Origin of the sequence: Tolypothrix sp. VBCCA 56010, from assembly GCF_050875635.1 — a bacterium.
Lineage (GTDB): Bacteria > Cyanobacteriota > Cyanobacteriia > Cyanobacteriales > Nostocaceae > Hassallia.
This window is the reverse complement of the sequence record NZ_JBPAOH010000058.1, coordinates 21,088-41,035: the sequence shown is the minus strand read 5'-3', so window position 1 is coordinate 41,035 and position 19,948 is coordinate 21,088. Positions and strand designations below refer to the sequence as shown.

The following is a 19,948-nucleotide window of genomic DNA, read 5'->3' as shown; positions in this document are numbered from 1 at the left end:
GAAGCATAAGTACTTTTAAGATATTTAGTATCACCTAGCACCTAAAACTACGCAATGGCTGGTTAGCGATCGCCTTGAGGAGAAAACTTTTTGGTTTACTGAACCTGTATTGCACCCCGATGACATTCTCTATGGATATCTACACAGAGATTATGAGTTAATCGGGTTAACCAAAACTTAAAGTTTTTAATCTCAACCGTACAATCACGTATTTTCTCCCAAGCTTTCAGCATTGCCCGACTGAGGGCATCTTCCGCATCAGTAGCGTTACCCATCCACTTCAAGCAACATTGAGCAAGATAATTTTGATACTGCTGCCATAGCTGCCAAAAAGCTTTTTCTCTATCTTCACAGCAACCCCCCAGGGATAATGCACCAACTATTTGAGAATCTGACATAACTCCCCAATGACGATAATGATTTGTCAAAGCTAATATTTATTTATTCTGGTATAAGCTAATTAACTATACTTTTGTCACAGTATATACCTTAAATTAGTCTGCACTTGTATAGCCCAGGAATCTCGTGCCTGTTCGCGCAGCGTGCGCGGGAGCGCAGGCCGAATAAAGCGCAACCTCACATAGAATTGGTAAGCTATTCCACATCTAAATAGCATAAAATAGCAATTAGATAAAGTGTGTATCTCAGACTATGCCAGCGAAAGGTCACTTAACGCGATCGCAAAGAGAAACTTTAGTATCTGAGTTGAAAGAAAGCAACTCTGGGCAGTTAACACGACGGATACTAATTTTATTATTAATGGATGATGGGAAAACGTACCAAGAGATTAGCTACTTTTTAGGCTGTGGCTATAGAACAGTAGCATACTGGTGTGTTCATGGAGACCCGGATAATCTAGAATCGTTACGCGATGGGCGGGAAAAAGGTAATTATCAAAAAGTAACGAAAGAGTACATAGATTTGTTAATGGAAACCATCGAAAAAGACCCAATTGAATTGGGATATGAGTTTGGTAGATGGTCAACAGCAAGGCTTGCTACATACTTAACACAGATGACAGGAATTGAATTAAGTGGTGAACAAGTAAGGAGAATATTACAGAAAAAAAAGTACGTTTACCTCTGGGCAAGATACAGTCTGGAGGACAAACAAGATTCAGCTAAGAGGGAAGCATTTAAAGAAAAGCTAGAAGGATATTTAGAAGCGTCAAAAATAGAGACTAAGCGCCTTCACGTGTGGTTTTGGGATGAAACAGGATAAGGTGTACGAGTCATTCGTCGAAAAACATGGGGAAAAAAAGGTAGAAGAAAGAAAGTGACAGGACAAAGAAGTCGTGGACGTGTAAATGTGATGGGAGGGATACGATACAGTGACAAAAAAAGAATCTGCTATTTTATCGAAAAAGGAACTGGAGATATTTTTTATGAACAATTAAAACAATTAAATGAGTTTGTGAAATTAGAGTGGATTCAGCAGGGAAATCAGGAGTCTAATTTCCACCAGCAAGGTCCAAAAGTTTTAATTATTCTCGACAATGGTAGCTACCACAAAAAGAAAGAAATTGTTGCCAAAATAGAAAATCACTTGCCGAATATACAATTATATTTTCTGCCTGCATATAGCCCTGATTATAACCTAATTGAACTTGTATGGCATTCTACCAAGGAATATATAGCACACAGATTATTTCAATCCGTATCCGAGTTACAAGTCTTATTGGACAAACTGTTAAATCAAGAAGAATTAATAATTAAATGGCAAAGAAAAATCAAAAACAAGGGTAATGCTATTATTGCAAGTTAGATGTGGAAGAGCTTATCACAACCAACAACTAACAACTATCAACCAACAATCGGCAACCAAATTATAAAAGTGGTTCCCGGTGCGTGGGGTGATTTAATAACTGAGTTAATTGCAGGGCTGAAAACTTCAATTTCGCCCTGCATTTGTTCTATTAATTGTTTGGCGATCGCTAATCCCAATCCCGAACCAGGAATTTCTGTTTCGGCTTGTACACCGCGATAATGTCGTTCTCCAAGATGTTCTAAATCTTGTTGGGGAATCCCAGAACCATTGTCACTTATGGCAATTCCGCAAAAGTGAGGTTTTTCTAGTCCTGCCTGAATTAAAATCTTACCGCCAGCAAAAGTGTATTTCAATGCGTTGTCGATAATATTACTTAACACTTCTCGCAATGTTTTGGAATTAGCGCGGACTAAAGGTAAATTTGGCGGAATATCCGAAATTAATTGCAGTTTTCTTTCTTGGGCGATCGCTCTAGCTGATGCTAATAATGGATTTAAGATATCGACTAAAGCGCAGTCAGCTTCTTTATCTTCGCTTCCGGGTAATAATAGCGCTGGTTTCGGCTCGTTTTGTACAGTTGCTTCCACAAATGCTTCTTCGTCTGGAAGTTTGAACGGCGCTAAATCTGCTGCTGTTAAGTCAATGACTTTATCGAACTGTTGCAGCAATTCTTGCAGGCGATCGCTTTCTCGAACTATACTGGCGGCTACTTCCCGGTTAGGATCGCCTGATCGCAGTCGCTTGAGAAGTAGTTTACCAAAAGTCCGCAAAGCTGTAAGCGGGTTGCGAAACTGGTGCAATAAGTTATCGAGTAAATCTCGTTGCTTTTGTTGGATAATTTGTTGTTGATGCAACGAGTGTTCTAACCAGGCTCGACGCTGATCTAAAATAATTGCGATCGCCAGAGTTTGGGCTATCCTTTGAATTTCACTGCGCTCCTTTTCATCCCATCCTCTATCTTCTCTGGCTGTCACCAACAATCCCATCATTACACCTTCGTGGATTAGAGGTAAAACGATTTGGTTGCCATTTAATACGTATTCTTCTTGTAAAGGCGGTTGTGCCTCATTTGACGTTCCCGATGTTGATGGTGTCAATAACTTCTGCTTCAGTTTCGGTAATGCTAAAGCATTTCTTACTGTAAAGGACTTGCGTGTTGATACCTCCGCAGTGTCTTCTCGCCGAACTACTGCCGTATCCGGGTAAACCACTACCGGAATCAGTTTTGCTTCACCTGTCGTTGCCTCTGCCAATTCTTGCGTCAAATACACAACACTCAAAGTTGCTCCCAGCCCTTGGGTTAAGAGTGCGATTTGCTCTTGGCACAGAGTAATAAACTCAGAACTGGCAGACATTAACATTTTTCACATCTTGCTTAAAATTACAGAATATGAGGGATGATTAAGTTACACAGCTTAGTTTTTCCCTCATTCATTTAATAAAGCTTAACTAAAACTTGCAAGTAATGCTTTGCTCTTTGGGATTATATACTTGACTGCTTTTAATTTCTTTACATTTACAGATATTACTTTTATTGTATTAAATCTTAAGAAACTATTGATTTTTTTAACTAGAACTTATATAATGACGACGGATTTTGTAGCTATAACTACAATCTGTGTAGCTTGAAAGAGGAGGAAAATAGGTTGGCAAGGAGACGCAAACGGAAGAGTCGTCGTCGCCAAGAAGGGCGACGTATCCTGGAGCATGTGCCTCAATATAGCATCGAAAGCGGCGAAGAAAAGCCTGTAACAGCAGCGAGAAAATTTATTCAAGCTGAAGGTATATTGCCGCCCGCCTTGCTACTCGTAAAGCGGAATGAACACACCACAGACCGTTATTTCTGGGCAGAAAAAGGGCTGTTTGGTGCTCAATACGTAGAAGAGAACCATTTTCTGTTTCCTAGCTTGAGGGTATTAGAAAATCCTTCAGGTCAAGAAACTCTAGCTTTGGCTAGCCGTTAAAAAAGCAATAGTTGTCTTAGAGATTGAGTGAGGCTTGTGACAATTATTAACTGGCAAAATTGTTCAGTTATTTAAAAATTTGAATTTTTTTTAAGTTTGCAGCTGATTTGCCAGTCGAGCTAGTCTAAGATATCAAACAATCAACTCCTATCAAACTGCGCTTGTTTGCCAGGGTTGATTGTTTGTATTATTAGATATTTCACTCGTAATGAAGGTAAAGCGATCGCGTCACACAAGTAGCGCGTACTGACAAAATGTGAGTTGTGTTTCAAGCGTGAAAGTTTATTGCTTTGACAAGAAGAAACTTTTAACGGCATTACGAGTGAAATTGAATAGCTTTTCCCCCAGGTAAAGTCTTTTTTTTCGTCACCAGCTTAGATCGAAATCATCTTCATATGCTCAAAACTTGGGTTATTCAGATTTTAGCTGTAATTCCCTCTGTAACTCACTGAGTTCATCTCGATGGGCAATTACAGTTATTTTACTTGGGAAGTCTTTTTCACTTTGAGTTGGTTCTACTTTCAGCAATACCTTCTCAAGTCTTCCGGCTTTTTTCCAATAATAAATACCACTCAAGGGTGAAAGCAGTACCATCCCTACAAACACCGTACTCAGGTTAGGAAAAAGCAGCGACAACACTAATGATAGAGAAACAATACCCGCCGCTGCTAAAAAAGTTAAAAACAAAGCCAAAAACCAGCTGGGTCTGACAAACCCTTCAAACGTTACTTGGTTTTGTTGAGAGTCTACCGCTGCCACTCGGTAAGACCGCGAGCGAAAATACTCCTTTATTTTCGGCATTAAAGTATCTTCGTCGAGAGTGGACACTAGTTGCGCTTTTTCTATGCGGTCTTTAGTCGAGGCACGGATAAAGAAAAACAGCCCGACCGATAACAACAAAGTTAGCAGCAAGGTGGATGGCAGAATAGTAGTATCCATAGGAAATTGTTACTTTTGTAGAGGAGGAGACTTATTCATTATTAATTATTGGTTAATTTGTCCTCCGCTGTATGTATTCTTGCCACAAACGAGTTAAATCCTGCGCCGAAGAAAGCCATTCTGGGGAAACTTGGTACATCCGTCTAGGGCGTCCGCGTCCTTCGAGTTTCTTCCAATACCCAGTGATTGCCTTTTGGTCTTCCAGAAATTTAATCGCACTGTAAAGCACAGTGTCCGAAAGCCTATAAGTAGGATATTCGTTTTCCAATTTCTGGATCAACTCAGTACCGTAGGATTCACCTTCTAGCAAAATATGCAAAATGTAACAAACTGCTAGTTCCTGACAGAGGTAAGTTGGCGGAGGATTCTCAAAGAATTGATATATATCCTCAAGTTTCATAGTTAGTGAATGGCTAAAAAATGCCTTATAGTTGTTGAACCTACAATTTTGGTCGTTAGTATATAGTGCTACCCTCCTGACTAGTAAATATTTAACGTTACTAAGGCTTTATTGCCAAAGCGCAAACATTACACCATTTCCTACGGTTAAGCGTAGGGCAGGTATGCTAGTTTTAGAGGCGCAATAAATTACACCTCTACCCAAGCTCGCTTGCGGTGTGGTGAAAAGCGATGAGACAACGAATATACCGCCATCCTTGTGTCAAGTGATGCCGAGCTAGTTAGAACTGCTTAAGCATAAAATGCCATCTAAGCAATTTTAAAGGCAAAATGCGTTTTTTTTTTAAAACTTAATAAACACTTTTTTTTCCGGTGATTATCCCGGTGTCAATCTTAAAGATTTAAGCTATGTGAGATATTAGCCTTCAAAGCTGAAATACGCTCTTGACAACGGCACAGCACAGATTAAGTACACAACTTGCGTACTTGAGATACACAATTCCTTTCTGGTAAGTGTGATAGTAAATTTAGCAAGCGTAAGCGCACATTGGTGATCGGTATGTCACAAAAGCCCAGATCGCAATCTTCTTCCTCACCCCTAGAGGAAATAGCCCAAGCATTTCGTCTCACAGGATGGATTAGCTTTTGGTCGCAGTTAGTACTGGGGGTAATTGCTAGCGGAATTTTGGTCTTTGCCAGCTTGATTCGCAACACGAATGCCAATCAAACAGCTGTGGGAACTGGTTTAGGTATATTTTTTGCAGTAGCTGCGGTAATTAATTTAGCAGGCTCAATATTCTGGGCTTTTCGTTATACCAGAATTGCCAGACAACTGCAATCCACCAATCCTAACAACCGTCCCCGGAAGGCAGAGACGATGGTACTTTTACGGACGGGGTTAATAGTCAATTTAGTCGGACTGATTCTAGCGCTAGTGGGCGCCGAAGCGATCGTTGGCGCATTGTTAGCGAAGGCATTAACTTTACCGCAACAAGGTTCAGGACTTTTACAAATTAATCCTTCTCAAATTATCAGTGCCCTGGATATTGTTGTTGTACAGGCAAACACCCAAACCCTTGTGGCTCACTTTATCGGGCTGATGGGGACGATTTGGCTGCTTAATCGCATCACCAAACCGCAATGAGGAGACGGGGAGAGGGGGGGATGGGGAGACAAGGAGACAGGGAGACAGGGAGACGGGGAGAGGGGGGGATGGGGAGACAAGGAGACAGGGAGACAGGGAGACGGGGAGAGGGGGAGAAATTCTTTTTTGTTCCCCTTGTCCCCACACCCGTCGCCCCTTGTCCCCCCACTCCCCCACTCCCCCACTCCCCACTCCCCCACTCTCCTTGTCTCCCCTTGCTTTTCCGGTCATAGCAAGCCAAAATCAGTATATGCTGATGTGTTGGACAGGAAGATTATAGGACTAGAGATTAAGAAAATCTGTGCTGGATATTAAGCAAATACGGGAAAATCCCGAAGTAGTTCAGGAACGGTTGAATAGTCGCGGTAATAAGTATGACATTCAGCCTATTTCAGAGTTGGATCGGCAACAGCGAGAATTGGAGGGAAAGCGAAATCAACTCCAAGCACGTAGTAATGAAATTGCAGGTTTAATTCCAAAAAAAATCAAAGCTGGTTCTGACCCGAAAGGAGCAGAAATTCTCGCATTGCGGGAAGAGGGCAAATCTATTAAAGAGCAATTGAGTCCGCTGGAACCGCAGGAAAAAGAACTCAAAGCGAAAATTGAAGAACTTGTACTTGCGCTTCCTAACTTGCCAAGCGACTCTACACCCATTGGTAAGAGTGAGGAAGAGAATGTAGAAGTACGCCGTTGGGGTGATGATTATATTCCTCAAAACCCGAATATTCTCCCGCATTGGGAAATTGGCGAAAAGTTGGGTATTCTAAATGTAGAGCGAGCGGTGAAAGTGGCTCAAAGTCGCTTTGTGACGCTGATAAAAGCTGGTGCAGCCTTGGAAAGAGCATTAATTCAGTTTATGCTCGATCGCCAGACTCAAGCTGGTTATATAGAAATTAGTCCGCCAATTTTAGTTAATACTGATTCGATGACGGCTACGGGTCAGTTACCTAAGTTCGCGGAAGAAAGCTTTAAATGTGCTGATGATGATTTGTGGTTAATACCTACAGCAGAAGTTCCTGTAACTAATCTTTACCGAGGTGAAATTCTCGATTCGGCTGATTTGCCGATCTACCATTGTGCTTATACTCCGTGTTTTCGGCGAGAGGCTGGTAGTTATGGACGAGATATGCGCGGATTGATTCGCCTGCATCAATTCAACAAAATTGAATTGGTGAAATTTGTTGAACCCAGCACTTCTTTTGAGGAACTGGAAAAATTGGTGGCAAATGCAGAAGCGATTTTACAAGCTTTGCAATTACCTTACCGAGTTGTAGAGTTATGCACTGGGGATTTGGGATTTTCTTCTTGCAAAACTTATGATTTAGAAGTTTGGCTGCCTTCATCTGGCAAGTATCGAGAAATTTCTAGCTGTTCCAATTTTATCGACTTCCAAGCGCGACGGGGTGATATTCGCTTCAAAGAGGCAGGTAAGAAGGGAACTCAGTTCGTACATACTTTAAACGGTTCTGGTTTGGCTGTGGGACGCACAATGGCAGCTATTTTGGAGAATTATCAACAACCAGATGGGACGGTGCGTATACCGAAAGCGCTGCAACCGTTTTTGCAAAGAGAGGTGTTGTAAAGGTTGGGAATGGGGCATCGGGCATCGGGCATCGGGCATCGGGCATCGGGCATCGGGCATTGGGCATTGGGCAATGGGAATTAAAGAAGCGGCTTTACGCGGGTGCGCGTTCTAATACGATTCTTTCCATGCCCAATGCCCATTGCCCAATGCCCATTGCCCTATTACCTATTACCCATTCCCAACAAAGCGAGAAAATATGCCTCTTTTGAGAAGTGCTAAACTTTGACAGATTTTAAAATAAAGGTATATATAGCTGAATAGGTTCACTAATTTTCTCTATGCCAGTTTTAGCAGCGATCGCAGTCTTGGCTGTTCTCATCTTGGTACACGAGCTGGGACATTTTATCGCAGCACGGTCTCAAGGTATTTACGCCAACCGTTTTTCTTTAGGTTTTGGTCCAATTATTTGGAAATACCAAGGTTCACAAACTGAATATGCTGTCCGCGCTTTTCCTTTGGGTGGCTTTGTCGGTTTTCCTGACGATGACCCGGATAGTGATATTCCGCCGAATGACCCGAATCTGCTGCGTAACCGTCCAATTTTAGATCGGGCGATCGTCATCAGTGCGGGTGTGATAGCAAATTTAATATTTGCTTACTTAGTACTAGTTCTTCAGTTGGGTATCGTTGGTATTCCGGAGAAAATCAACTACCAACCTGGTGTGGTTGTACAACCTGTTAACGAACAGTCCATCGCTTACCAAGCGGGAATTAGGGAAAGAGACATTATTCTTGCTGTTGGCGGTAAAGAACTTCCTGCTTCGGAAAATTCCAGCACTTTGCTCAGAAAAGAAATTCAAAATCATCCAAATCAGCCAATTGAACTGACAGTTCAGCACGAAAATCAACAACGTACCCTAAAACTAACGCCGGCAAGAGGAACTGACGGCAAAGGTTTGATTGGTATTCAACTTGGTGCTAATGGTAAACCCGTTTATCGTCGTCCCAGCAATCCGTTAGAAATTTTTAGCATTGCTGCTAAAAGATTTCAACAATTAGTTGTGGGTACGCTGAGTGGTTTTGGGCAGTTGATTACGAACTTTCAACAAACTGCCGGACAAGTTTCCGGACCAGTTAATATTGTTAAAGTCGGTGCAAAATTGGCTGCTGATGACAGTTCAAATTTGCTCTCATTTGCGGCAATTATCAGCATTAACCTGGCTATTATCAATATTTTGCCTCTTCCGGCATTGGATGGGGGACAACTGGCTTTCCTGCTGATTGAAGGTGTGCGCGGTAAACCTCTACCGTCTCGCATTCAAGAAGGTGTAATGCAAACTGGTTTGGTGTTACTTTTAGGTTTAGGACTTTTTCTGATAGTTAAAGAAACTACGCAGTTGGAGTGGATACAAAAATTATTCCAGTGAGTACTATCGGCAAAAGGCTATCTAAAAAGCAACGGGCGCGAGAAATTCTTTCGCGCCTGAAGCATTTATATCCTGATGCGACTTGCTCTTTGAACTACTCAACGCCTGTACAGTTGCTAGTAGCAACTATTCTTTCTGCTCAATGTACAGATGAGCGGGTGAATAAAGTAACACCAGCTTTATTTAGTAGATTTCCGGATGCAGCGAGTTTGGCAAATGCCGATTTGACAGAGTTAGAAAATTTGGTGCGTTCAACTGGGTTTTATCGCAATAAGGCGAAGAATATCCAAGCTGCTTGTCGGATGATTGTTAACCAGTTTAACTCGCAAGTGCCCAACCGAATGGAAGAGCTTTTAAAGCTTCCGGGTGTAGCGCGGAAAACGGCTAATGTGGTGCTGGGTCATGGGTATGGTATTAATGCTGGGGTGACGGTAGATACTCATGTTGCACGTCTAAGCCAACGTTTGGGGTTAACTAAACATACAGACCCGATCCGCATTGAGCTAGATTTGATCGAGTTATTACCGCAACCAGATTGGGAAAATTGGTCAATTAGACTAATTTATCATGGTCGAGCCATTTGTAAAGCGCGATCGCCTGCCTGCGTTGCATGTCAATTGGCTGAATTATGTCCCTCTGCTGGGGAGGAAGGCTAATGGGGAATTGGGGAATGGGGCATGGGGCATGGGGCATGGGGAATGGGGAATGGGAAAAAGAAAAAACAATTACCACGTTCCCAATGCCCAATGCCCAATGCCCAATGCCCCATTTGGTGATAGAATGGAAAATGCTGTCTTTAAATAAGTAAAAAGTATATGGCAAAAAAGAGCATGATTGAGCGCGAGAAGAAGCGCGTGAGAATAGCTGAAAAATATGCCCAAAAGCGGGAAGCGTTGCTAGAAGAGTTCCGCAATACTGAATCTCCCCTTGATAAGTTGGAAGTTCACCGGAAAATTCAACAGCTACCCCGCAATAGCGCTCGTATTCGTCAGCACAACCGTTGTTGGGTAACTGGTCGTTCTAGAGGAGTTTACCGCGATTTCGGGCTGTCTCGCAACGTGCTGCGCGAATGGGCACACGAAGGTCTTTTACCTGGTGTGGTTAAGGCTAGTTGGTAGTTGTTGGTTGATAGTTGATGGTTGATAGTTGTTGGTTGATAGTTGATAGTTGTTGGTTGATGGTTGTTTACGACTAACCACGCTCCCACTAAGCACTATCCACTATCCACTATCCACGCTCCCACGCTCCCACGCTCCAAAATCTTATTCCCCACAACACTTATCAATTCCGAGACTTTCTAAGAGTAGATCGCTGACGGCGTTGGCGATCGCAAACTCTCCATAGAAACTTTTGGAAAAATCAAATGCCTGCATCTCTGTGACAATGGCAATTACCAGAGAACCCAGGTCATTTTCTCCTTCCATGCGTTGGCGGACAAAAATCTGTGCTGCACGTTGGGCGATAATTTGATTGACGGCTTCGGGGATAAACTCTGTATCTAGCCACCGCAACAAATTTTCTTGCAACCATTCTCCCTCTTGTTGGGGATTTTTTGACGGTGGCAGGGTGATTGATCCAATGGGTTCAGTCATTTTCTTTATCTTATACGCAGAGTGATACAAAGGAGGATGGCTTTTTTTATTTTGCCCTTAACGTATGCAATATGATGTCGCTGCTATTATTCAAGGCTATGCTCAAGGCTATTTTCTCATGGCTGATGATAGCAATGGCTTGGAGTGGTATAGCAGTCGCGATCGCACTTTCATTCCTTTGGATGACCGATTTCGCTACCCTAAGTCTTTGCGACGTGTTATCAATCAAGAGCGTTTTTCTGTGGCGATTAACCGTGATTTCAAGGCTGTGGTCTTGGGGTGTGCTAACCGCGAAACAACTTGGATTTCACCTGAGTTAGAAGATATTTATTGGCAACTTTACCAAGCTGGTTGGGCGTATAGTTTTGAAACTTGGCTGGGTGATGAACTTGCCGGAGGAATTTTAGGAATTGCGATCGGCGGTGCTTTTATTGGTGAGTCGATGTTTTACCGCATTCCTGAAGGTTCTAAAGTGGCAATGGTCAAGTTGGTAGAAAGATTGCGAGAAAGAAAATTTGTCTTGTTTGATGCCCAAATGATGAATCCTCATTTGGAAAGGTTTGGCGCTTATCGAGTTGATGATGATGAATATCAAATGTTACTCTACCAAGCTTTGCTTTGTCGCTGTTCTCTAATTTAGTCTTAGTAATTACTGCCATACATATACAAAAATTAATATCTCTCAAGAGTTAAGCATTGTGAGATAGCTGTCAATAAATGTTGATTTTTCTCAATATTGTTGACTTCATTGCTAATAATATTGCAAAAATTATCATTATTAATGCGAATAAAATTAATAAAATTTGTTTTTTCAAAAATTTGGCTAATTTTGGTCTTTAAAGGTAATGTTGCTTGCAAATTAGCAAAAATGGTGATAATGTTTTTTATGCGTATAAATCTAAGAAATTTTAAATTTTAAAATTATAATTATAAAGGTTTGGGAAAAAGTTAAAATATCCCGATTATTAAATAATACAGCAAAAGCGATCGCATAACCACAAAATTAATTTAATGTCAACTCGCGTCTGTTAAAGGTGATTTTTCTACCTTCAGATCGAAAAAAGGCTAAGATGAACGTTCATTGATTCACTTCATTTACACGCTAGAAGAAAGTAACAACAAAATTTAAATACATAACAGAAATAAACTCACCAAAACCTGATATCCTACAACCTGTAGCAAAAAGTGTTCCACTCTGTTCAAATTGAACATGGCTCAAAACTATCGCCGTGCGAAGCTCAGAGGCAAATCCTTTAAAGGGCAAGATTTAACAGGCGCAGATTTCTCTGATTCTGATATTCGTGGTGCAGATTTTACTGGTGCGATTCTTCATAGTGCAAATTTTCGCAATGCGAAAGCAGGTTTACAACGGCGTTGGGCGATCGCTTTGGTAATATTTGCATTACTACTATCGGCAATATCCGGACTGCTATCAGCCGTTGGCGGTTCGTTATTAGGATTTCTTCTGGTTAACAGCCACCGGGAAAATATTTACGTTGTCGTAGCTAGCTTGATAGTTTTGTCAGTGTTTTTTATGATTATTATCCGCCGTTCCTTGTCAGCAGCCTGCGGATTTTTGCTCTTTGCGATGACATGGGCAGGTTTGGCGGCGATCGCTTGGGCTGGTATAGTAGCAGTAGCTTGGGCTGGAGTAGCAGTTACAAGCGTAATGGAATTAGCCGCTATAGTAGCAGTAATTGTTACTGCATCAACATCAGTACTAATTGTAGCAGCAGGAGCCGTAGTTATAGCTGGAGCCGCCGCATTTGCCGGAATTGTCGCTGGATTGCTTGCAGTGACAGTCACCGTGTCAATTGCGGGGGCAATAGCTGGAGCTGTGGCGGTGGCAGCAGCAATGGTCAATTTGACAGCTGGGGGTGTAGCATTACTATTAGCAGTGGCAGTAGTATTGCTGAGTGCTTATGTCAGCTGTCATGCCTTATTTGGAGATGAAAAGCAAAGCTTAACTCGAAATTTAGCGATCGCTTTTGTGACAAAATATGGAACTAGTTTTCAAGGCTGCGATTTAACAGATGCGGACTTTACCCAAGCCAGACTAAAAAACACCAGCTTCATCAGAGCTATTTTGACACGCACCTGCTGGTATCAAGCGAAAAAGTTGCATCTTGCGGCTGTGGAAACAACTTATCTTGACGATTTGCAATTACGAGAATTGTTGATTACGAAAGACTTACAAAACAAAAACTTGAATGGCTGGAACTTGCAAAATATAAATTTGCAAGCAGCCAACATCAAGGATGCTACTTTAATAGGAGCGAATCTGAGTGCATCTAACTTGCAAAATGCAGATTTTTCTAGAGCTAACCTCGGACAAACGCAATTAAACAAAACCGATTTGAGAGGTGCGACTCTTACAGGTGCTTACATCGAAGATTGGTTAATTACTTCCCAAACGAAGTTAGATAACGTTAAGTGTGAGTACATCTTCATGCGGATACCCACACGGGAAAATCCTAATCCTCATCGTTTACCCCCAAATTGGAATGAAACATTTAAAGAGGGTGAATTTTCCCGCTTGTTTAATCCGTTGTCGAAAATTAAGATTTAAGAACGTAGTAAGCGCTGAAGCGCTTTTATCTTAACTACGAGTTAGAATATTGAACTCGTGAAATGGGAGATTTTTTCAGCGCTGAAGCGCCGACTACGAGTTAGAATATTGAACTCGTGAAATTGGGGATTTTTTCAGCGTTGAAGCGCCGACTACGAGTTAATAAATTTAAATCGTAGGGTGTGTTATCGCTTCAGCGTAACGCACCATTGATAATTCAGGGTGCGTTAGCCTTCGGCGTAACGCACCCTACCTACCTAAAGTTTATATTTCTTCATATAAGTTGAATTTTTATCATCGACTTACTTCAACTCGCTTTTCTGTTACTAAGGTGAGGCTAACCCATTCGCCTTTATTGCTGTAACTGCGAATCATCCGCTGGCGTAAGTTAGGTTCGATTAACCAACCCGCTTCTAAAATAAAGCTTTGACGTAATTGCACTTTAACTGGACAATTAGCAGAAGCACCATCAGGTAAGAGTAATACTTGCACCTGCTTTTGGGGATCTTGGTCAAAGTGAATTATAGAGCCTTTAATTGTAGCAGTTGAGGTAATTGTCCGTTCGCCAAAGCTTAAACTTTGAATTAATCGCCCAGCATCAAGCCGTAATTGTAGAGTAGAAGAAAAAGTATCAGGCGATCGCCAATCAGGATATATTGTTACACCTTCGCCACGCCATTCTCCCAACAAGTCATCTATCGTTAAAGATGCGCGTTGTGGTGCTTCAGTTCCGGCAAAATGTTCGCGAATTAAGGTAAGTTGGTCTAAATCGCCATTTTTATCAAACATCTGCACCAAGCGTAAACGGCGATTTTTTTGAATAAATCCAAATTCTGCGCCAAATTCCGAATACGGTGCTAACTGAATCGAACCTTGAGAAAATTCGCCATTTTCAAAAAAGAGAACACTTCGTCCTAGTGAACTATATTCTAAAACTTTTTCATCTTCCCGCAGACGGATAATTTGGCGAATAGTCTGATTATTGTTCAAACCTTCCAAAGAGACAACCGAGGGAGTATCATTCACCAACTCACCTTGGGGAGATAAACGGGTAAATGAACCAGACCAGACACCGATATTTTGCAGCAAACGTTCCCATTGCGATCGCATAGCGATTTTGGATTTTAGATTTTAGATTTTGCGGAAAGTCTGAGCGGAGGTTTCCTCCGATCAGAACTTTACAAGACGGATTGGTGATTAAAAATAAGCTTTTGCCCAATGCCCAATGCCCCATGCCCAATGCCCAATGCCCAATGCCCAATGCCCCATGCCCAATGCCCAATGCCCAATGCCCAATGCCCCATGCCCAATGCCCCATGCCCAATGCCCAATGCCCTATCCCCCATTATCTAGCAAATCGACGCACTGCAAATAAGCTTCCTAATAATCCGACTGTGGCACCAAAACCAAGGAGAATTAAAGGTAATAATAAAGTTTGTCCGCTAGTGAGTTGCAAACCGTTGGTGAGAAATTGGATAAACTCAGGTTGATTAGCGAGCAATTTAGTGATAAACTGCTGAATTAGAGAAATGAAACTCCAAGCGATCGCACCGCCAACTAAGCCAAAAGCAATTCCTTGTAAAATAAACGGTAGATAAATCCAAGTCGAAGTTGCACCCACAAGTTGCATAATTTCAATTTCCCGACATCGCGCAAGAACAATTAAGCGAATTGTCGTGGAAGTGACAGCGATCGCCGTTGAAGTCAAAATGATCGTAATTGTTAAAGTAATCCAATTCAACCCTTGATGTAACTGAGCGATGCGTTGCACAGCTTCATCTACATACTGCACTGCATTAACTTGAGGTATTTTAGCAAGTTGCGTCGCTAAAGTCGGGACAACTTGCAAGTTACGCGCTTTCACCTTAATCTCATCAACTAAGGGATTATCGCCTAACTGCTGGGTAGCACCTTCAATATCAGAAATTCCTAGTTCCTTAACTAGTTTATTCCAAGCTTGCTCTTTGGTGATTGTTTGCATTGCCGCGACATCAGGTAAATTCTCAACTATTGGAGCGATCGCTTCAAAACGCGCACCCGCATTCAGGTAAACTGATACTTCTAGCTGGCTACCAAATTGGTCAAGCAGCTTTTCTAATTGCCAAGAACTTTGCAGACTCAACCCGAATAAAAATAATAACACGGTGACGGTACTCACCGCCGCCCAATTCATCCAACCTCCCCGCAGCAAACCGAGGAAAGTTTCTTTTAGCAAGTAATCAAGTTTAGTGAAAAATTTAAACACACTAAATACCGATGTATTAGTTTCGCGTCAACATTTTGGCATGTTGATGGGCAATGGGCAATGGGCAATGGGCAATGGGTAATGGGTAATGGCAATTGGGCAATGGGAATTGGGCAATGGGCATTGGGAATAAAAAGAAGCTAGACGTATTTCACTTGCCTACTTGGACGCTTGCCCCATGCCCCATGCCCCATGCCCTATGCCCAATGCCCCATGCCCCATGCCCAATGCCCCATGCCCCATGCCCGATGCCCTTTACCATTCCGCCAAAGCTGCGGTAACTCCTTTTCGTAAATCTGGTGTAAGTGCGGGATTATTTAATAATTGTTGCAATTGTTGATAAGCGGTTTCTGGTGCGAGATTCTTTAATGCAGCGACGATGTGCAATCTGACGACTTGATTATTGTCTGATAGTAGAGAAATCAACGGTTCAATTGCTTCGATATTACCTAATTGTCCCAAAGATAAAGCGATCGCACTTTTAATTGAGGCAATCTCAACTGCTGGATGTTGCGATCGCAATATTGAAAGCAAAATTTCTGTCGAAGAAGCGGTTAATGTCGAATCGCTGACTCGACCTAAAACTGTGACAATTTCTAACCACAGTGTCTGTGATGAAAGTTGATTAAATGCTTGTTGGAGATATTCTAAACTGGATGATGTCTTCATCCAACTCAGGGCGCGGATAATTTCAACTTGTAATTTTATTGGTGTCGGAGGCGATATCAGCACTATAAATAAGTGTTTGGCAGCCTGATCACTACCGATGCGCGAAAGTGCAATAGCCGCTGCTTGGGCAACTTCGAGATTAAAGTCATAAAGTCTGGGTTGCAGTTTCGCCACCAAATCTAAACTTGAGTGTAAGTCAGTGCGAACACTCAACCCTAACACAGCTTCACGTCTGACAGCAGCAGCAACATCATTTAAAGCGTTTAAAAGAATCGGTGGAATACGCGAATCGTGAAAGCTGCTGAGGGCTTCAATCGCTATAGCGCGTACTTCAACTAGCGGATCTTGCACCACACTCAATAGAGGTGTAATAATTTCTGGTTGGCGGATGTAAGAAAGCGATCGCACTGCCAAAACTCGTGTATCTTCTGATGTTAAAAGTTCTGATAAAGCAGCGATCGCACTTTGTCCAATTTGTCCTAATGCAGCAGCGGCGATCGCTTTAAGTTCTTCATCGTCAGTGTTTTGGAGAAATTGTACCAAAGAGGCGATCGCTTTGGGATTTTTCAGATCGCCTAAAATCCGAACTGCATACCACCGCAATTCTGATGCATCTTCATCTTGGAGGATGTCAATCAACGGGGTTATAGCAACATTTCCCAAACGGACAAACACCTTAGCAATTTCCCAGCGTTGCTGAAAATCCCCCATTTCTAGAATTGAGAGTGCTAATTCCAGCAAATATGCTTGATTTTTAACTATCTCTGGGTCTTTGCCATTTTCTTCCAGAATCAACTGTTGCAGGCATTGCAAGACTCGTGACCAATCACCTGCATCATGTGCTGCCCGCGCTTGCACCAAAAGCTGGTTGATGTTATTCACAATTGGTTAGTTGTTGGTTGATAGTTGTTGGTTGATAGTTGATAGTTGATAGTTGATAGTTGATAGTTGATAGTTGATAGTTGTTGGTTGATAGTTGTTGGTTGATAGTTGTTGGTTGATAGTTGATAGTTGTTCTAATATCCACTAACTACTATCCACTATCTACTAACTATTTGACCAAAACTGAATTCCCCTCAATCTTGGCGGCGTAAGTTGTTAACGGTTTTGTGGCTGGTCCTTTTTGCACTTTACCATCAACTGCAAATTCTGAACCATGACAGGGACAGGAGAATTTTTTCGTTGCTGCTTGCCATGTTACCGTACAACCTGCGTGAGTGCAGGTGGGGTTTACAGCCTTCAAATTTTTAGTTTTAGACGTACCGATGACCAACACAGCCCCTACAGGTGAGTTTTTGGCAAGTAACTGACCAGTCTTATCTAATTCCTCGGAAGTACCGACTGTTTGCCAATCTCCAGATGCTGAGGATTTTGGTGAAGTTGTTTGGGAAGAACAAGCAGCAAAAACTACAGGTAAAGAACTCGCTAGCCAACCTAAACCCACCCAATTAATCAAATCGCGACGTTTCATAAGCAAAATTATGCGTAAGTTTTCTCTTAGATAATCTCAAATACCAGAGCAAATCAATTTTTTACTTCGCTAAACCTTTACTCATACAGGTTCTGGACATTTAAATGAAGTGCGTACTAAGAGGGAGCGGCTTGTCGCAAGACATCGCTCGTATCAAATTTGTTTCATGCAGAAAATACATCATTTTGATACTTTTTCAGCATCATTTTGATACCTTTTCCTAAATTTTACCAAAATTTCGTAGCTATTTATACTATTTTTACATTCATGCAACCTTAACCTTAGTAGTAAGCAAATCGTTAAATGAAGGAGCGAAAACAGCTTTAACAAATCTACTTTCTCGTAAAGCTCAAAAATTTACTTTAAAAAAATCGTAGATCCACAAACCGATAAAACTACATTCAGATATTCAAACGCGAAGTTAGAAACAAAGCAACGGAAGTCAACTCATGACAGACACAGCAACTACCACACCCAGCTTAAACAAGTTCGAGAAATTCAAAGCAGAAAAAGATGGACTCGCCGTTAAAGCGGAAATCGAAAAATTTGCCTCCTTGGGTTGGGAAGCAATGGACGAAACCGATCGCGACCATCGGCTAAAGTGGGTGGGTGTGTTCTTTCGCCCAGTCACTCCCGGCAAGTTTATGATGCGGTTGCGGATGCCTAACGGTATTCTTACTTCTCATCAAATGCGTGTGTTAGCTGAAGTAGTGCAGCGCTACGGTGAAGACGGCTACGCTGACATCACTACCAGACAGAATATCCAATTGCGGGGCATCCGCATTGAAGATTTACCAGATATCTTTAATAAATTTGAGGCTGTAGGCTTAACCAGCGTGCAGTCAGGAATGGACAACGTTCGCAACATCACAGGCGATCCGGTCGCTGGATTAGATGCGGATGAGTTGTTTGACACGCGAGAGTTGGTACAGCAAATTCAAGACATGATTACCAACAATGGCGCTGGTAACTCAGAGTTTACCAACCTGCCGCGCAAGTTTAACATCGCCATCACCGCTGGACGCGATAACTCAGTTCATGCGGAAATTAATGATTTGGCTTTTGTCCCCGCTTTTCGGGAAGTAGAGGGACAACTTGGAGACAAGGAGACAAGGAGACAAGGAGACAAGGAAGAATTTGCTCCCTCATCTCCCCCCTCTCCCCCTCTCCCCATCCCCCCCTCTCCCTCATCCCCAATCTTTGGCTTCAACGTCCTGGTCGGTGGCTTTTTCTCTGCCAAACGCTGTGATGCGGCGATTCCCTTAAATGCTTGGGTGCCACCAGAGGATGTAGTCGCTGTATGTAGAGCCATTTTGGAAGTTTTTCGCGATCGCGGTTTACGCGCTAATCGCCAAAAATCCCGTCTAATGTGGTTAATTGATGAATGGGGTTTAGACAAATTCCGCTCAGAAGTCGAAAACCGTTTGGGTAAGTCATTGATAAGCGCAGCCGCAAAAGACGAAATCGACTGGGAAAAACGCGACCACATCGGCGTATATGAACAAAAGCAACCCGGATTAAACTACGTAGGCTTAAACGTTCCCGTCGGTCGCTTGTTTGCCGACGATATGTTTGAAATCGCACGTCTAGCTGAAGTTTATGGCAGCAGTGAAATCCGCTTGACGGTTGAGCAAAACTTGATAATCCCCAATATTGCTGATACAAGATTGGCAACATTTTTAACAGAGTCGTTGTTAGAAAAATTTGCAATTGAGCCTAATACGCTAACGCGATCACTAGTTTCTTGTACAGGCGCACAATTTTGCAACTTTGCCCTCATCGAAACCAAAAACCGCGCCCTAGCGATGATTAAAGCCTTAGAAAGCGAGTTAACATTTACTAACCCTGTACGCATTCACTGGACAGGTTGTCCTAACTCTTGCGGACAGCCGCAAGTTGCAGACATCGGCTTAATGGGAACTAAAGCACGTAAAAATGGCAAACCTGTAGAAGGAGTTGACATTTATATGGGCGGCAAAGTTGGTAAAGAAGCACATTTGGGAACTTGTGTCACTAAAGGCATACCCTGCGAAGACTTACAGCCAGTATTACGCCAACTGCTAATTGAAAACTTCGGCGCACGCGCAAAAGAAGCAGTCATTAGTTATTAGTTAGTGGATAGTGGTTAAAAGTTAGGAGTTAAAAGTTAGGAGTTAGGAGTTGTAGAGACGTTCCGGCGGAACGTCTGTACTAAAAGTTAGGAGTTAAGAATAATGTGTGACAACTAACAACTAACA

24 protein-coding genes and 1 pseudogene are annotated in these 19,948 nt (G+C 42.3%); 15 read left to right on the top strand and 10 right to left on the bottom strand.

What is annotated here, in order from left to right; genetic code table 11:
* Positions 1 to 95: 95 nt before the first annotated feature.
* On the bottom strand, positions 96 to 398 hold the full coding sequence (locus AABK37_RS20090; protein ID WP_432553303.1) for an RNA polymerase sigma factor: 303 nt from the start codon (positions 396 to 398) through the stop codon (positions 96 to 98).
* Positions 399 to 651: 253 nt separating this feature from the next.
* Here AABK37_RS20090 and AABK37_RS20085 point away from each other — a divergent pair.
* Positions 652 to 1,764 (top strand): annotated as a pseudogene (locus AABK37_RS20085) (IS630 family transposase).
* Between the two features lie 38 nt (positions 1,765 to 1,802).
* On the opposite strand, the gene AABK37_RS20080 reads toward AABK37_RS20085, so the two are convergent.
* Positions 1,803 to 3,128, bottom strand: coding sequence for a GAF domain-containing sensor histidine kinase (locus AABK37_RS20080; protein WP_432553302.1), 1,326 nt, complete (start codon positions 3,126 to 3,128; stop codon positions 1,803 to 1,805).
* Positions 3,129 to 3,413: 285 nt separating this feature from the next.
* On the opposite strand from AABK37_RS20080, the gene AABK37_RS20075 reads away from it, so the two are divergent.
* The gene (locus AABK37_RS20075; protein WP_029633439.1) at positions 3,414 to 3,731 is read left to right on the top strand and encodes a DUF3155 domain-containing protein; all 318 of its coding nucleotides are present in this window, start codon (positions 3,414 to 3,416) and stop codon (positions 3,729 to 3,731) included.
* Positions 3,732 to 4,142: 411 nt separating this feature from the next.
* Here the strand turns inward: AABK37_RS20075 and AABK37_RS20070 are convergent, their stop codons facing one another.
* Positions 4,143 to 4,670, bottom strand: a complete 528-nt coding sequence (locus AABK37_RS20070) for a cofactor assembly of complex C subunit B (RefSeq protein ID WP_432553301.1) — start codon at positions 4,668 to 4,670, stop codon at positions 4,143 to 4,145.
* Positions 4,671 to 4,722: 52 nt separating this feature from the next.
* Complete coding sequence (locus AABK37_RS20065) at positions 4,723 to 5,070, bottom strand: PadR family transcriptional regulator (protein WP_432553300.1); 348 nt, start codon at positions 5,068 to 5,070, stop codon at positions 4,723 to 4,725.
* A 558-nt stretch (positions 5,071 to 5,628) separates the two neighbouring features.
* Between AABK37_RS20065 and AABK37_RS20060 the strand changes: the two genes are divergently transcribed.
* From AABK37_RS20060 to rpsN, 8 genes are all read left to right on the top strand, one after another.
* Positions 5,629 to 6,213, top strand: a complete 585-nt coding sequence (locus AABK37_RS20060) for a DUF3611 family protein (RefSeq protein ID WP_432553299.1) — start codon at positions 5,629 to 5,631, stop codon at positions 6,211 to 6,213.
* Positions 6,210 to 6,446 carry a hypothetical protein gene (locus AABK37_RS20055; protein WP_432553298.1) on the top strand — a complete coding sequence of 79 codons (237 nt, stop codon included), beginning with the start codon at positions 6,210 to 6,212 and terminating at the stop codon, positions 6,444 to 6,446. Before AABK37_RS20060 ends, AABK37_RS20055 begins: the two co-directional genes overlap by 4 nt.
* A gap of 68 nt (positions 6,447 to 6,514) precedes the next feature.
* Positions 6,515 to 7,795 (top strand): serine--tRNA ligase, encoded by a 1,281-nt coding sequence (serS, locus tag AABK37_RS20050; protein WP_432553297.1) that lies wholly within the window; start codon positions 6,515 to 6,517, stop codon positions 7,793 to 7,795.
* A 59-nt stretch (positions 7,796 to 7,854) separates the two neighbouring features.
* Positions 7,855 to 8,007, top strand: coding sequence for a hypothetical protein (locus AABK37_RS20045; RefSeq protein WP_432553296.1), 153 nt, complete (start codon positions 7,855 to 7,857; stop codon positions 8,005 to 8,007).
* A gap of 69 nt (positions 8,008 to 8,076) precedes the next feature.
* A complete protein-coding gene (gene rseP / locus AABK37_RS20040) occupies positions 8,077 to 9,165 on the top strand; it encodes an RIP metalloprotease RseP (protein ID WP_432553295.1) in 1,089 nt (362 codons plus the stop codon).
* Entirely contained in the window at positions 9,141 to 9,821 is a 681-nt protein-coding gene (gene nth / locus AABK37_RS20035; protein ID WP_432553294.1) for an endonuclease III, read from the top strand. Before rseP ends, nth begins: the two co-directional genes overlap by 25 nt.
* 14 nt (positions 9,822 to 9,835) lie before the next feature.
* The gene (locus AABK37_RS20030) at positions 9,836 to 9,973 is read left to right on the top strand and encodes a hypothetical protein (RefSeq protein ID WP_432553293.1); all 138 of its coding nucleotides are present in this window, start codon (positions 9,836 to 9,838) and stop codon (positions 9,971 to 9,973) included.
* 7 nt (positions 9,974 to 9,980) lie between these two features.
* On the top strand, positions 9,981 to 10,283 hold the full coding sequence (gene rpsN / locus AABK37_RS20025) for a 30S ribosomal protein S14 (protein WP_432553292.1): 303 nt from the start codon (positions 9,981 to 9,983) through the stop codon (positions 10,281 to 10,283).
* Between the two features lie 144 nt (positions 10,284 to 10,427).
* Here rpsN and AABK37_RS20020 read toward each other — a convergent pair whose 3' ends face one another.
* A complete protein-coding gene (locus tag AABK37_RS20020) occupies positions 10,428 to 10,757 on the bottom strand; it encodes a hypothetical protein (RefSeq protein ID WP_432553291.1) in 330 nt (109 codons plus the stop codon).
* A 64-nt stretch (positions 10,758 to 10,821) separates the two neighbouring features.
* Here AABK37_RS20020 and aat point away from each other — a divergent pair, with 64 nt between their 5' ends.
* Both aat and AABK37_RS20010 read left to right on the top strand, forming a co-directional pair.
* The gene (gene aat, locus AABK37_RS20015; RefSeq protein ID WP_432553290.1) at positions 10,822 to 11,397 is read left to right on the top strand and encodes a leucyl/phenylalanyl-tRNA--protein transferase; all 576 of its coding nucleotides are present in this window, start codon (positions 10,822 to 10,824) and stop codon (positions 11,395 to 11,397) included.
* Between the two features lie 570 nt (positions 11,398 to 11,967).
* Complete coding sequence (locus AABK37_RS20010) at positions 11,968 to 13,326, top strand: pentapeptide repeat-containing protein (protein ID WP_432553289.1); 1,359 nt, start codon at positions 11,968 to 11,970, stop codon at positions 13,324 to 13,326.
* Between the two features lie 294 nt (positions 13,327 to 13,620).
* On the opposite strand, the gene AABK37_RS20005 is transcribed toward AABK37_RS20010, so the two are convergent.
* A complete protein-coding gene (locus AABK37_RS20005; RefSeq protein WP_432553288.1) occupies positions 13,621 to 14,436 on the bottom strand; it encodes a DUF3598 family protein in 816 nt (271 codons plus the stop codon).
* 115 nt (positions 14,437 to 14,551) lie between these two features.
* Here AABK37_RS20005 and AABK37_RS20000 point away from each other — a divergent pair, with 115 nt between their 5' ends.
* Positions 14,552 to 14,701, top strand: coding sequence for a hypothetical protein (locus tag AABK37_RS20000; protein WP_432553287.1), 150 nt, complete (start codon positions 14,552 to 14,554; stop codon positions 14,699 to 14,701).
* Here AABK37_RS20000 and AABK37_RS19995 read toward each other — a convergent pair.
* The gene (locus AABK37_RS19995; protein WP_432553286.1) at positions 14,672 to 15,571 is read right to left on the bottom strand and encodes a cell division protein FtsX; all 900 of its coding nucleotides are present in this window, start codon (positions 15,569 to 15,571) and stop codon (positions 14,672 to 14,674) included. The genes AABK37_RS20000 and AABK37_RS19995 overlap by 30 nt on opposite strands.
* 116 nt (positions 15,572 to 15,687) lie before the next feature.
* Here AABK37_RS19995 and AABK37_RS19990 point away from each other — a divergent pair, with 116 nt between their 5' ends.
* Positions 15,688 to 15,852: a hypothetical protein gene (locus tag AABK37_RS19990; RefSeq protein WP_432553285.1), complete on the top strand. Its 165-nt coding sequence runs from the start codon at positions 15,688 to 15,690 to the stop codon at positions 15,850 to 15,852.
* Here the strand turns inward: AABK37_RS19990 and AABK37_RS19985 are convergent.
* Genes AABK37_RS19985 through AABK37_RS19975 form a run of 3 tightly spaced genes read right to left on the bottom strand, consistent with a single transcriptional unit; the run spans position 15,827 to position 17,711 of the window.
* The gene (locus AABK37_RS19985) at positions 15,827 to 17,122 is read right to left on the bottom strand and encodes a HEAT repeat domain-containing protein (RefSeq protein ID WP_432553284.1); all 1,296 of its coding nucleotides are present in this window, start codon (positions 17,120 to 17,122) and stop codon (positions 15,827 to 15,829) included. The genes AABK37_RS19990 and AABK37_RS19985 overlap by 26 nt on opposite strands.
* Complete coding sequence (locus AABK37_RS19980) at positions 17,115 to 17,267, bottom strand: hypothetical protein (protein WP_432553283.1); 153 nt, start codon at positions 17,265 to 17,267, stop codon at positions 17,115 to 17,117. The genes AABK37_RS19985 and AABK37_RS19980 overlap by 8 nt, the downstream gene beginning before the upstream one ends.
* A 24-nt stretch (positions 17,268 to 17,291) precedes the next feature.
* Complete coding sequence (locus AABK37_RS19975) at positions 17,292 to 17,711, bottom strand: ubiquinol-cytochrome c reductase iron-sulfur subunit (protein WP_432553282.1); 420 nt, start codon at positions 17,709 to 17,711, stop codon at positions 17,292 to 17,294.
* A gap of 449 nt (positions 17,712 to 18,160) precedes the next feature.
* On the opposite strand from AABK37_RS19975, the gene AABK37_RS19970 reads away from it, so the two are divergent.
* Positions 18,161 to 19,822: a ferredoxin--nitrite reductase gene (locus AABK37_RS19970; protein WP_432553281.1), complete on the top strand. Its 1,662-nt coding sequence runs from the start codon at positions 18,161 to 18,163 to the stop codon at positions 19,820 to 19,822.
* The last annotated feature ends 126 nt before the right edge of the window (positions 19,823 to 19,948 follow it).

Coding starts and splice junctions, on each gene's coding strand:
- AABK37_RS20090 (WP_432553303.1), bottom strand. CDS start 398: ATGTCAGATTCTCAAATAGTTGGTGCATTATCCCTGGGGGGTTGCTGT.
- AABK37_RS19970 (WP_432553281.1), top strand. CDS start 18,161: ATGACAGACACAGCAACTACCACACCCAGCTTAAACAAGTTCGAGAAA.
- AABK37_RS20060 (WP_432553299.1), top strand. CDS start 5,629: ATGTCACAAAAGCCCAGATCGCAATCTTCTTCCTCACCCCTAGAGGAA.
- AABK37_RS19990 (WP_432553285.1), top strand. CDS start 15,688: ATGGGCATTGGGAATAAAAAGAAGCTAGACGTATTTCACTTGCCTACT.
- AABK37_RS20030 (WP_432553293.1), top strand. CDS start 9,836: ATGGGGCATGGGGCATGGGGCATGGGGAATGGGGAATGGGAAAAAGAA.
- AABK37_RS20020 (WP_432553291.1), bottom strand. CDS start 10,757: ATGACTGAACCCATTGGATCAATCACCCTGCCACCGTCAAAAAATCCC.
- rseP (WP_432553295.1), top strand. CDS start 8,077: ATGCCAGTTTTAGCAGCGATCGCAGTCTTGGCTGTTCTCATCTTGGTA.
- AABK37_RS20080 (WP_432553302.1), bottom strand. CDS start 3,128: ATGTTAATGTCTGCCAGTTCTGAGTTTATTACTCTGTGCCAAGAGCAA.
- AABK37_RS20070 (WP_432553301.1), bottom strand. CDS start 4,670: ATGGATACTACTATTCTGCCATCCACCTTGCTGCTAACTTTGTTGTTA.
- AABK37_RS20000 (WP_432553287.1), top strand. CDS start 14,552: ATGCCCCATGCCCAATGCCCAATGCCCAATGCCCAATGCCCCATGCCC.
- AABK37_RS20005 (WP_432553288.1), bottom strand. CDS start 14,436: ATGCGATCGCAATGGGAACGTTTGCTGCAAAATATCGGTGTCTGGTCT.
- AABK37_RS19975 (WP_432553282.1), bottom strand. CDS start 17,711: ATGAAACGTCGCGATTTGATTAATTGGGTGGGTTTAGGTTGGCTAGCG.
- AABK37_RS20055 (WP_432553298.1), top strand. CDS start 6,210: ATGAGGAGACGGGGAGAGGGGGGGATGGGGAGACAAGGAGACAGGGAG.
- rpsN (WP_432553292.1), top strand. CDS start 9,981: ATGGCAAAAAAGAGCATGATTGAGCGCGAGAAGAAGCGCGTGAGAATA.
- aat (WP_432553290.1), top strand. CDS start 10,822: ATGCAATATGATGTCGCTGCTATTATTCAAGGCTATGCTCAAGGCTAT.
- AABK37_RS20065 (WP_432553300.1), bottom strand. CDS start 5,070: ATGAAACTTGAGGATATATATCAATTCTTTGAGAATCCTCCGCCAACT.
- AABK37_RS20010 (WP_432553289.1), top strand. CDS start 11,968: ATGGCTCAAAACTATCGCCGTGCGAAGCTCAGAGGCAAATCCTTTAAA.